10 protein-coding genes and 2 tRNA genes are annotated in these 11,319 nt (G+C 66.5%); 9 read left to right on the forward strand and 3 right to left on the reverse strand.

What is annotated here, in order from left to right; genetic code table 11:
- Window positions 1–19: 19 nt before the first annotated feature.
- From clpS to O9281_RS06810, 3 genes are all read right to left on the reverse strand, one after another.
- Complete coding sequence (gene clpS, locus O9281_RS06800; RefSeq protein WP_298184021.1) at window positions 20–397, reverse strand: ATP-dependent Clp protease adapter ClpS; 378 nt, start codon at window positions 395–397, stop codon at window positions 20–22.
- Between the two features lie 205 nt (window positions 398–602).
- Entirely contained in the window at window positions 603–1,355 is a 753-nt protein-coding gene (locus O9281_RS06805) for a phasin family protein (RefSeq protein WP_298184023.1), read from the reverse strand.
- Window positions 1,356–1,493: 138 nt separating this feature from the next.
- Window positions 1,494–3,338: a class I poly(R)-hydroxyalkanoic acid synthase gene (locus O9281_RS06810; RefSeq protein ID WP_298184025.1), complete on the reverse strand. Its 1,845-nt coding sequence runs from the start codon at window positions 3,336–3,338 to the stop codon at window positions 1,494–1,496.
- A gap of 113 nt (window positions 3,339–3,451) precedes the next feature.
- On the opposite strand from O9281_RS06810, the gene O9281_RS06815 reads away from it, so the two are divergent.
- The 9 genes from O9281_RS06815 to O9281_RS06855 all read left to right on the forward strand — a co-directional run bounded on the left by O9281_RS06815 (window position 3,452) and on the right by O9281_RS06855 (window position 11,307).
- Window positions 3,452–4,651, forward strand: a complete 1,200-nt coding sequence (locus O9281_RS06815) for an LL-diaminopimelate aminotransferase (RefSeq protein WP_298184027.1) — start codon at window positions 3,452–3,454, stop codon at window positions 4,649–4,651.
- A 124-nt stretch (window positions 4,652–4,775) separates the two neighbouring features.
- Window positions 4,776–5,495, forward strand: a complete 720-nt coding sequence (locus O9281_RS06820) for a winged helix-turn-helix domain-containing protein (RefSeq protein WP_298184029.1) — start codon at window positions 4,776–4,778, stop codon at window positions 5,493–5,495.
- The gene (locus O9281_RS06825; RefSeq protein ID WP_298184031.1) at window positions 5,480–6,292 is read left to right on the forward strand and encodes a crotonase/enoyl-CoA hydratase family protein; all 813 of its coding nucleotides are present in this window, start codon (window positions 5,480–5,482) and stop codon (window positions 6,290–6,292) included. The genes O9281_RS06820 and O9281_RS06825 overlap by 16 nt, the downstream gene beginning before the upstream one ends.
- A gap of 21 nt (window positions 6,293–6,313) precedes the next feature.
- Window positions 6,314–7,699, forward strand: coding sequence for an RNB domain-containing ribonuclease (locus O9281_RS06830; protein ID WP_298184032.1), 1,386 nt, complete (start codon window positions 6,314–6,316; stop codon window positions 7,697–7,699).
- A gap of 69 nt (window positions 7,700–7,768) precedes the next feature.
- A tRNA-Cys gene (locus tag O9281_RS06835) sits at window positions 7,769–7,842 on the forward strand.
- Between the two features lie 16 nt (window positions 7,843–7,858).
- Window positions 7,859–7,934, forward strand: a tRNA-Thr gene (locus tag O9281_RS06840).
- Window positions 7,909–9,942: a TonB-dependent siderophore receptor gene (locus O9281_RS06845; RefSeq protein WP_298184033.1), complete on the forward strand. Its 2,034-nt coding sequence runs from the start codon at window positions 7,909–7,911 to the stop codon at window positions 9,940–9,942. The genes O9281_RS06840 and O9281_RS06845 overlap by 26 nt, the downstream gene beginning before the upstream one ends.
- Window positions 9,943–9,989: 47 nt before the next feature.
- Window positions 9,990–10,763: a class II aldolase/adducin family protein gene (locus O9281_RS06850; protein ID WP_298184034.1), complete on the forward strand. Its 774-nt coding sequence runs from the start codon at window positions 9,990–9,992 to the stop codon at window positions 10,761–10,763.
- 7 nt (window positions 10,764–10,770) lie between these two features.
- Window positions 10,771–11,307, forward strand: a complete 537-nt coding sequence (locus O9281_RS06855; RefSeq protein WP_298184036.1) for a (2Fe-2S)-binding protein — start codon at window positions 10,771–10,773, stop codon at window positions 11,305–11,307.
- Window positions 11,308–11,319 lie beyond the last annotated feature (12 nt).

The raw sequence follows: 11,319 nt of genomic DNA on the forward strand, positions 1-11,319 counted from the left end.
CGCGCCGCTGCTGTGCGGCTCAGGCCTTTTCCAGCGTGCACTGCAGCGGGTGCTGGTTCTGGCGGGCGAAGTCCATCACCTGGTTCACCTTGGTCTCGGCGATTTCGTAGGGAAAGATCCCGCAGACGCCGACGCCCTTCTGGTGGACGTGCAGCATCACCCGCGTGGCCTGTTCAAGGTCCATGTTGAAGAAGCGCTTGAGGACCATCACCACGAATTCCATCGGGGTGTAATCGTCGTTCAGCATCAGCACCTTGAACTGGCTGGGCTTCTTGGGCTTGGCGCGGGTCTTGGTGGCGATGCCGATCTGGCCCTGGCCGCCGCTGCCCCCCGAATCGCCTTCACCTTCATCCGCGGCGCGGACGGGCGATATGGCGAGGTGGGCGGTTTCAATCATCGGGTGTGAATATCGCATTGCCGGGGGCAAGGACAAGTCCCCGCAGGGCTACCCGGTCCAAATACCAAGCGGGCCGGACAGCCTGGTGACTGTCCGGCCCGCAATGAGGCTCGCCGGGCGGTGGGGAGAGGGATCACCGCCCAGGCGAGGAACGGCCCGTTGGCCCTGAGGAGCCGCCGCGCAGGCGCGGCGGCGTCTCGAAGGGTTAGGCGGCCTGCTTGACCTTTTCGATCGCGATGCTGACGCGGTTCTGGACCGGCGCAAAGGCGTCGTTGGCCAGCTTCACGATGGCTTCCGAACGCTTCGAGCCAGTGGCCACGGCAGCGTCGAAGTTGCGGCGCAGGATTTCACCCTGCAGCTTGAAGAAGTCGGTCGGCGACTTGACGGCGGCCAGTTCCTTGACGTCGGCAGTCATGGTTTCGAAGCCGGTCTTGGCGTCTTCGACATAGACCTTGCCCAGGTCCTGCAGGCCGGCGGCCAGCACCTTGCCCGATTCGACCAGGGCTTCGACGTTGCCCTTGGTGAACTCGTTCAGTTCGGCAAAGGTTTCGTTGCTCTTTTCGAACGCGGTCTTGGCGCGCTCCTGCAGGTCGGCAACGGCGTCCTTCACCTTGGCAGTGAGATCTTCGGCGGCGTGCTGGGTCTTGGCCATGATCGAGGAGTCCTTCGACTTGAGGGGGGCAGCCTTCGCAACCTTCTTGGCGGCGGGCTTGGCAACCTTGGGGGCAATCTTGGTGGCAGTCTTCTTCGCCGCGACCTTCTTGGCCGGGGCGGGCTTGGCGGCGGCCTTCGGGGCAACGGCCTTCTTCACAGCCGCGGCCTTGGCAGCGACAGCCTTCTTCGGCGCGGCGGCCGGAGCGGCCTTTGCTTCGGTGGCCGCAGCGGCGGCGGCATAAGCCTTCTCGGCCAAAACTTCGGCCTTGGCTTCGTCGATCTTGTTCACGGTGGCTTCGGCCATCGGGGTAATCCTTCGCGAATGTCCCGGGCACTGGCCAGGGCTCATGTTGCAGTGCACAAAATAGATATTGCACCCGCGAAGTCAACCCATTTTTGTGCAGTGCAGCAAAAATGGCAATAAAGACTTCAAATCGGACATTTAAGGAGATTTCACATAGGTCCCGGGGGCGTCCTCGATGACCCTGTCGCCCTTGCTGCCGGGCACACGCTTGCCCGTGGCGGGCACTTCGGCGCTGTCCTGGCCGCGCAGCCAGGCGATCCAGTGCGGCCACCAGGAACCGGGGGTTTCGGTCGCGCCAGAGATGAATTCGGCCAGGGTTTCGACCTCGGCCGGGTTGGTCCAGTACTGGTACTTCTTCGCCGAGGGCGGGTTGACCACTCCGGCGATATGCCCCGATCCGGCCAGCAGGAAGGTCTTCGGCCCGCGCAGGTGGTGCATGATCCGCCAGACGCTTTCGACCGGGGCGATATGATCCTCGCGCCCGGCCTGGATATAGGCCGGGGTCTCGACCCGGGTCAGGTCGATCGGCGTGTCATCGGCGCTGAGTGCATCGGGTACCACCAGCTTGTTATCGCGGTACAGGTCCTTGAGGTACGCTTGGTGCCACTTTGCGGGCAGGTTGGTGACATCTCCGTTCCAGTGGAGCAGGTCGAACGCCGGGTAATCATCGCCCAGCAGGTAGTTCTTGACCACGTAGTTCCAGATCAGGTCGTTCCCGCGCAGCAGGTTGAACGTGGTCGCCATATAGCGCCCGTCGAGGAAGCCGTGCTCCTCGCCCAGCTGCTCGATCACCTTCAGTTGCTGGTCATCGATGAATACCTTGAGCTCACCCGCCTTCTCGAAATCGACCTGGGCGGTGAAGAAGGTGGCGCTCTTCACCTTGTCCGCCTCGCCCCGCCGGGCCAGCACGGCCAGCGTCGCGGCCAGCGTGGTCCCGGCCACGCAGTACCCGATCGTGTGGACGGACTTCACGCCCAGCCGTTCGCGAACCGTATCGATCGCCTCGATCTGGGCGCGGATATAATCGTCCCAGGTCAGGCCCTTCATGCTCTCGTCGGCGCTTTTCCAGGACACGACAAACACGGTCACGCCCTGCTCGACTGCCCAGCGGATGAAGCTTTTCTGCGGCGTAAGGTCGAGGATGTAGAACCGGTTGATCCACGGCGGGAAGATCACCAGCGGCGTTTCGAGCACCTTTTCGGTGGTCGGGCAGTACTGGATCAGCTGGAACAGGGGGGTCTGGTAAACCACCTTGCCCGGCGTGGTTGCCAGGTTCTCCCCCAGCCGGAAGGCCTGCGGATCGACATGGGTCAGTTGCCCGCGCTTGAGGTCGGCCAGCAAGTGCTCCAGCCCCTTGGCCAGGCTTTGGCCCTTGGTGGCAATGGCGCGTTCCAGCACCAGCGGATTAGTAACCGGGAAGTGCGCCGGGCTGAGCGCTTCGACCAGGGTGCGCGCGGCGAAGCGCAGCTGCTCGCGCTGGTGTTCATCCACCCCTTCGACACTGTCGGCCAGGGCCAGCACCTGTTCGGCGACCATCAGGTAGGTCTGGTGAACCAGCGCGAAGAACGGCTGTTCGCGCCACTTCGGATCGGCAAAGCGGCGGTCCGTGCGCGGCAGATCCGGATTGTCACCGGTCGGTTTCCCGTCGATGCCGTATTGCCCCAGCACCGTCTGCCACAGCGCCATGCCATCGGCCCACAGCTTCTGCTGCACTTCGGGGCGGGTGAGCGGCAGGGCGCGGACCCAGCCTTCATAGACCCCCAGCCAGTTGCCGGGATCAGCCAGCATCGCGGGCGCCTTGTTGGCGAAGCTGGCCGCCTGATCCTTCGCGAAATCGAGCCACAGCCCTTGCATGGTCTGCAGCGCAGCCGCCCATTCGCCCAGTTCGCCACTTTTTACGCCTGCCGGGACCAGTTGCTCCCAAAGCTTGAGCGGCTCGGCAAACATGGCGTCGAAGGTCTTGGTAAGGTCATCGTCGCGCATGGTCGGTCCCGATTCAGCGGCTGGCGCGGCCACCCTAACCGATTTGCCAGCGCGGCTTAAGCGTCTTACAGACGAATGCGCGACAATTCCGCCGCATTTATGAAGCCGAGGTCATGGAAGAAGAGTTCTACCGCATCAAGCGCCTGCCGCCCTACGTCATCGCCGAAGTGAACGGCATGCGGGCCGCAGCACGCGCCGCCGGTAGAGACATCATCGACCTGGGCATGGGCAATCCGGACCTGCCGCCCCCGCAGCACGTGATCGACAAGCTGTGCGAAGTGGCGCAAAAGCCTGATGCCCACGGCTATTCGGCCTCCTCCGGCATTCCCGGCCTGCGCAAGGCCCAGGCCAATTATTATGGCCGCCGCTTCGGGGTGGAGCTCGATCCCGAAACCGAAGTGGTCATGACCATGGGCTCCAAGGAGGGCCTCGCCAGCCTCGCCACCGCGATCACCGCGCCGGGCGACGTGGTGCTGGCACCGAACCCCAGCTACCCGATTCACACTTTCGGCTTCATCATTGCCGGGGCGACGATCCGTTCGGTCCCGACCACGCCGGACGAGCGCTATTGGGAATCGCTGGAGCGGGCGATGGCCTTCACCGTGCCGCGCCCCTCGATCCTGATCGTCAATTATCCCTCTAACCCGACGGCCGAGACGGTGGACCTCGCATTCTACGAGCGGCTGGTGGCCTGGGCGAAGGAAAACAAGGTCTGGATCCTGTCCGACCTGGCCTATTCCGAGCTCTATTTCGACGGCAACCCGACCCCGTCGATCCTGCAGGTGCCGGGCGCCAAGGATGTCGCGGTGGAATTCACCTCGATGTCCAAGACCTTCTCGATGGCCGGCTGGCGGGTCGGCTTCGCGGTTGGTAACCCGCGGCTGATTGCGGCGCTCAAGCGGGTGAAGAGCTACCTGGACTATGGAGCCTTCACCCCGATCCAGGCGGCCGCTTGCGCGGCACTTAACGGTCCCCAGGATATCGTTGAGATGAACCGTAACCTTTACCAGAAGCGCCGTGACGTGCTGGTGGAGAGCTTCGGCCGCGCCGGGTGGGAGATTCCCAGCCCCAAGGCCTCGATGTTCGCCTGGGCGCCCCTGCCCCCGGCGCTCAAGGAGATGGGCAGCCTCGAGTTTTCCAAGCAGCTGCTGACCCATGCCGAAGTGGCCGTGGCCCCCGGCGTCGGCTATGGCGAAGAGGGCGAGGGGTTTGTCCGCATCGCCATGGTCGAGAACGAGCAGCGTCTGCGCCAGGCCGCCCGCAACATCCGCCGCTATCTGGCCAGCATGGGCGTCAACACCACCGCAGCCTGATCGCCACACCTCGCACCGCGACCGACTTGCCGCTCTCGCTGCAAGGCGGCAAGGCTTGCGCCGGGGTGGCTGCGGTGTCGAGAGGCGATCCTTGCGGCGGTTCCAGTGGTTTGCGCCAGTGCCCATGCCGGACGGCTGCGACCTCAGGCAGCTTGGCTGGACCATGCTCGCTCCGCACAGCGATCCGCCCCCGGACGAAGCGCTGCCGCTCCTGGCCATGCCGCATCGTGCCGCCGTGGCCGACTGGGTGATGCTGCTCGGTTCCAGCCCGCGTCACCGCCGCAGGGTGCTGGCTATCGGCGTTGACGATGCGGGTGAGCGGGCGCGGCTGCTGCGCCTTGGCTTCGGCGATGCCGTGCCCGGACCACCCCGGCTGGAGGAAGTCGAAGCGCGGGCTATCAGGATCGCGGCCGGTTTGCGGGCCTTGCCCCGCCAGCGCCAGATCGGTCCGTTGCAGCTCGACCTTTTGCAACGCGAGGCCTTCGTTTCCGGGCGGGCGGTGGGGCTGCACCCGCGCGAGTTCCTGCTGCTGTGGCGACTGGCCGACGATCCGGGGCGGGCCGTGGCGGCCAGCCAGCTGCGCGGCGATGTCTGGCGGCTGGCCTTCCGGCCGGAAACGAACAGTCTGGCCGTTCACGTCAGCCGCCTGCGCGTCAAGCTGCGGATCGCCGGGCTGGACGGGCTGATCCAGACCCGGCCCGGGGGTGCCTATCGCCTGGCCGGGGAGCTGCTGCGGCCGGGCCTGAGCCTGCCCGGTGACTTGGGACTGGACGCGCACCTGCGTTTGCGCAAGGAAGCCGGGGAACACCAATCAGGGATCGAGGACCAATGCGGCACGAACTGAAGCCCAACGAACGCGTTGCCATCACCATCCAGGAAGATGGCGTGGCCCAGGTGCGGATGATCCGTGCCGACAAGATGAACGCGCTCGATCCTGCGATGTTCGATACCCTGATCGAGGCGGGCGAAGTGCTGCATTCGATGCCGGGCCTGCGCGCCGTGGTGCTGGCGGGTGAAGGCCGCAGCTTCTGCGCCGGGCTGGACTTGGGCAGCATGGCCAATACCAACCGGCACGAAGCGATCCCGCTGATCGACCGGACCCACGGCAATGCCAACCGCGCCCAGCAGGTGGCGATGCAGTGGCGCAAGCTGCCGGTGCCGGTGATCGCGGCGGTCCACGGCGTGTGCTTTGGCGGCGGGCTGCAGATTGCCAGCGGCGCCGATATCCGTGTGGTCGATCCCACGGCCCGGATGGCGGTTATGGAACTGAAGTGGGGCCTGGTGCCCGACATGGGCGGCTATGCCTTGTGGAAGGGCATGGTGCGCGACGACGTGCTGCGCGAGCTGACCTATACCAACCGCGAGTTCACCGGCGAGCAGGCCGGCGAATATGGCTTTGCCACGATTGTCGATCCCAACCCGGTGGCTCGCGCCACCGCGATCGCGGCCGATATCGCCAATCGCAACCCCCATGCCCAGCGCGCGGCCAAGCGGCTGTTCAACCGCTATCTCGAAGCTGGCACCGACGAAATCCTGATGGCCGAAAGCGTCGAACAGACCGCGCTGATCGGCAGCCGCAACCAGATCGAGGCGGTGATGAGCCAGATGGAAAAGCGCAAGGCCGAATACGTCGATCCCTGAGCCGGTCAGGTCTGACCGGCGATGAAGATGCTGCGCGATCCGCAATGTCTGCTGGCCGATGGGCTGGCGCAATTGCGGCAGCAGTTCCAGGTGCCGGCCAGCTTCCCGCCGGCCGTGCTGGCCGCGGCCGAGGTGGCGGCGCAGCGGCAACCCACCGACCATGCCGACTGGCTGGACCGGGCCTTTGTAACGCTCGACCCGGCGGGATCGACCGATCTTGACCAGGCCTTCGCGATCGAGTCGGCTGAGGCTGACTGGCTGCTCCACTATGCCATTGCCGATGTCGGCTGGTTCGTGACCCATGATGATCCGCTGGACCGGGAAGCCTGGGCGCGCGGGGTGACGACCTATCTGCCCGATGGCAAGGCGGGGCTCTATCCCCCGGCGCTGGCCGAGGGCGCTGCCAGCCTGCTGCCGGATGGCCCGCGTCCGGCGGTAGTCTTCACGGTCCGCGTGCGCCCCGATGGCGTGGCGATCATCGATGGCGTGACCCGCGCGGTGATCCGCAGCCGGGCCAAGCTGGCTTACGAAACGGTGCGGGAGGCGGATTTGCCGCCCGGCTTTGCCGAGGTCGCCGCCCGGATCGGTGCGGCTGAGCTGCGCCGCGCGGCGGCAAGGGTCGATCCGCCCGAACAGGAAGTGGATCGCGATGCGCTGGGCCGCTTCGAACTGCGGCTGCGGCCGCTGCTACCCAGCGAGACGCACAACGCCGCGCTTTCGCTGGCCTGCAACCTGGCCGTGGCGGATTTGCTGCTGGCCCATCGCACCGGCCTGTTCCGGGTGATGGCCAGTCCCGATGCCTGGGCCGAGGCACGTCTGCGGCAGACCGCGCGGGCCTTTGGCCTGATCTGGCCGGACCAGGCCACGCTGGCCCAGTTCGAACGTCAGCTCGATCCGCGCGATCCGCGCCACGGCGCCTTCATGCTGGCCGTTCGGAGGGCTGGGCAGGGGGCCAGCTATGCCCCCTATGCGGCAGAGCAGCTGCCCTGGCATGCCGCCATTGCTGCGCCTTATGCCCATGCCACGGCCCCCTTGCGGCGGCTGGCCGATCGTTATGTGATCGAGGCTGCACTGGCCCTGGCCAATGGTCGCCCCGTGCCCGAGCAAATCAGCGCGGCCTTCGGGCGGCTGCCCACGACGATGCAGCGCGCCGAGGCGCGGGCCGGGCAGGTCGAACGCGCCGTGGTCGATCTGGCCGAAGTGGCGCTGCTGGCCGGGCGCGAGGGCGAGGTCTTCGAGGCCGTAGTGACCGACCTTGGCGAAGCCGGTGCCCGCATCCAGCTCTGTGCGGCTCCGGTTGTCGCTCGCACCGCAGCCAATGAGGTGGTGCCCGGCGACCGGATCCGGGTGCGGCTGGAGGCAGCCGACCCTGCCCGCCGCCTGTTGCGCTTTGCCCGGATTGGATGAATCGGTTGCACAGCGCCGCCCCCCGCGCTAGTGGCGCGCTTCCCCTGCGGTTCGCCAAAGGGGATGGATGGCCCGATGGCGGAGTGGTTACGCACCGGACTGCAAATCCGTTTACGCCGGTTCGATTCCGGCTCGGGCCTCCACCAAACCATTTGATGGGCCGCTTTAGCTCAGTCGGTAGAGCACATCATTCGTAATGATGGGGTCACGTGTTCGAGTCACGTAAGCGGCACCACTTTTCAGCGATCGGCTTGCTTGTTGCCACGGCAGCGCAGCCCGCGCTGGCCACCGCACCTCAATCAGCAGACCTGCCCGAGGCGATTGTCGTCACTGGACGAGCGCTTGATGCGCCAGAAGGCCAGCGGGCCTATGCCGGGGATGAACTGACCCGCGAGGATGCGCGGAGCCTTGCTTCGGGCCGGATCGAGGACTTGCTGGCCCGCGCGCCTGGCGTGCAGCAGTTCCGCCGGTCGGACAGCCGCTCGGCCAACCCTTCTGCCCAGGGGATCACCCTGCGCGGGCTGGGGGGCAATGCTTCCAGTCGCACGCTGGTGCTGCTTGACGGCGTCCCGCTGGTCGATCCCTTTTTCGGTTATGTCCCGCTGTCGGCCCTCCCGCCGGAGCGGTTCGATTCGGTGCGCGTGCTGCGCGGCGGTGGGGCCGGGGCCTTTGCCGCCGGCGCGGTGGCCGGGACAATTGACCTTGCCAGTGCCGGTCCGGATGCGCTTGGACTGTTCTCTGCCGCCGCGCTGGTCAATGACCGGGGTGAGAGCGAGCTTTCGGCCAGCCTCGCCCCGCGCCTTGGCTCGGGGTTTGCCGTGCTTTCAGGCCGGTGGGACCGGGGGCAGGGCTTCTGGACCACGTCCGAGGCGCAGCGTGTGCCCGCCTCGGTCCGGGCGCGGTTCGATAGCTGGTCCACCGCGTTGCGCGCCGTCGCCCCATTGGGGCCGGAGCTGGAATTGCAAGCCCGCGCCAGCCTATTTGACGATAACCGCACGCTGCGCTTTGCCGGGGCCGATAGCGGCGCCAGCGGACAGGACGCCTCGCTGCGACTGGTCGGGCGGGGGGCCTGGCAGTTCGAGGCGCTGGGCTATGTCCAGGCGCGCGATTTTTCCAACGTGGTCATTTCCGCCACCAGTTTCCGCAAGACGCTGGACCAGCGGCGCACTCCGGCCACCGGCCTTGGTGCCAAGTTCGAACTGCGCCCGCCGCTTGGCGAAGCCCATGCCTTGCGACTGGGGATCGACTGGCGCCGCCAAAGCGGGGAAATGCAGGAAGAGGCCTATAGTGCTGTTACCGGCCTGGTCACCGCGCGGCGCAAGGCGGGCGGGGTCAACAGCGACCTGGGGCTCTATGCCGAACATGACTGGCGCTCTGGCCCGCTGCTGCTGACCCTGGCTGCGCGGGTCGATCGCTGGGAAGTGGCCCAAGGCTTTTTCCGCGAGGCTAACGGCGCCGGGACTGTCACCAGCAACCTCACCTTCGCGGCCCGTTCCGGCTGGCAGGAAAGCCTGCGCGGGGGGATCAGGGTGCAGGCCGCGCCGGGGCTGGCGCTGCGCGCGGCAGCCTATTCCGGCATGCGCCAGCCGACGCTTAACGAGCTCTACCGGCCCTTCACGGTTTTCCCCGTTACCACCCGTGCCAATGCCGCGCTGGCGAACGAGCGGCTCGAAGGATTCGAAGGCGGGCTGGACTGGTCGCCGCTGGACGATGTCACCCTGCGTCTCACTGCTTTCGACAACCGGGTGAAGGGGGCAATCGCCAATGTCACGATTGGCCCGAACCTGCGCGAACGGCGCAATGTCGATGCCGTTCGCTCGCGCGGGCTGGAAGCCGCGCTGGCGGTGACGGCGGGTCAGGTCAGTCTGGATACGGCGCTGTCGTGGCTGTCGGCGCGGGTGCAGGCCAGCGGGGCGTCGGCCGCGCTCAATGGCAAGCGCCCGGCGCAGGTGCCCCGGCTGAGCGCAATTGCAACCTTGGCCTGGCAGCCGGCCGAGCGGGCGCTCGTCGCGCTCAGCCTGAAGCACACCGGCGCGCAGTGGGAGGACGATCTCCAGACCGACCGGCTGGCGGCCGCCACCACGCTTGATGCTGTGGCCGAAGTGCCGCTTGGGCAGCGGCTCGCGCTGGTGTTGCGGGCCGAGAACCTGACCGATGCGCAGGTGATCACCCGCAACCAGGCCGGCTCGATCGACCTTGGCGCACCGCGCACCCTATGGGCCGGTTTCCGGATTTCCATGTAGGCGCGAATCGCCTAGGATCGGTTGCAAAGGACAACCGGAGGATAGCGATGGCCACCCAGATCAGGAACGCGCACGCCCGCAATCTCGATTGCAGCGAAGCCGAATGGCAGGCCCGCCAGGAACTGGCCGCTTGCTACCGCGTGTTCGATCACCTGGGCTGGAGCGAATCGATCTACAACCACATCTCGCTTAAGGTGCCGGGCGAGGAGGGAGCCTTTTTGATCAACCCCTATGGTCTGCTCTATTCCGAAGTCTGCGCCAGCAACCTCGTCAAGATCGACATCGACGGCAACACGCTGGATGGCAGCCCGTTCCCGGTGAACAAGGCGGGCTTCACCCAGCACGCCTATTTCCACCGCCATGTCGATTGGGCCCATGCGATCTGCCATACCCACACCACGGCGACGATGGCGGTGTGCAGCCTGGAAGGCGGGCTGCAGCCGGTGAATTTCTATGCCTGCAACTTCATCGGCAAGCTGGCCTATCACGATTTCGAAGGGGTCACTGTCCGCGCTGAAGAGGGCGAACGGCTGCTGCAGAACCTGGGTGACAAGCGCATCCTGATGCTGCGCAACCATGGTCCGGTGATCCTGGGTCGCTCGATCGGCGAGATCTTCATCCAGCACTGGTCGCTCCAGCGCGCCTGCGAGATCCAGCTGGCAACCATGGCGGCCGGTAAGCCGGTGCTGATCCCGGACGAGGTGGTGCAGGTTCACCAGCGCGACGTGGGGCAGGTCCGTCTGCCTGGCGGGCCGGGTAAGGCCGATTTCGACGCCTGGGTGCGGGTGATCGACCGGACCGACCGGAGCTGGCGCGACTAAGCCACCCATGTCGCGCCTGACCATCAACGAACGGCCGCTGGCCTTCGACATGGACCCGCAGACCCCGTTGCTGTGGGCGCTACGCGACGGCGCGAACCTGACCGGCACCAAATATGGCTGTGGGGCGGGCGATTGCGGAGCCTGCATGGTGCTGGTCGATGGCGAGGCGCTGCCCTCCTGCCTGATAACCCTGGCCGAGGCCGAAGGCCGGGTGGTGACCACGATCGAAGGGCTTTCGCCCGACCGTTCGCATCCCGTCCAGCAGGCCCTGGTGGCCGAGCAGGCGATCCAGTGCGGGTTCTGCACCCCCGGGATTGCGATTGCCGCCGCTGCCTTGCTGGCGCGCAATGCCGATCCCTCGCCCGAGGATATCAAGGCCGCCGTGCCCAACCTGTGCCGATGCGGGGTCTATCCGCGCCTGGTCCGGGCGATCCAGCGCGCCGGGCGGGTGATACGGCAGCTCGAAACCATCAGCGCCGCGCCTGCGCCAGGGCTGACCCCCGGCGATGCGGCTGCGGCCGTGCCTGCAATGAAAGCCCCCTGACCTAAGGATACT

Origin of the sequence: Novosphingobium sp., assembly GCF_027531025.1 — a bacterium.
In the GTDB taxonomy this organism is placed as follows: domain Bacteria; phylum Pseudomonadota; class Alphaproteobacteria; order Sphingomonadales; family Sphingomonadaceae; genus Novosphingobium.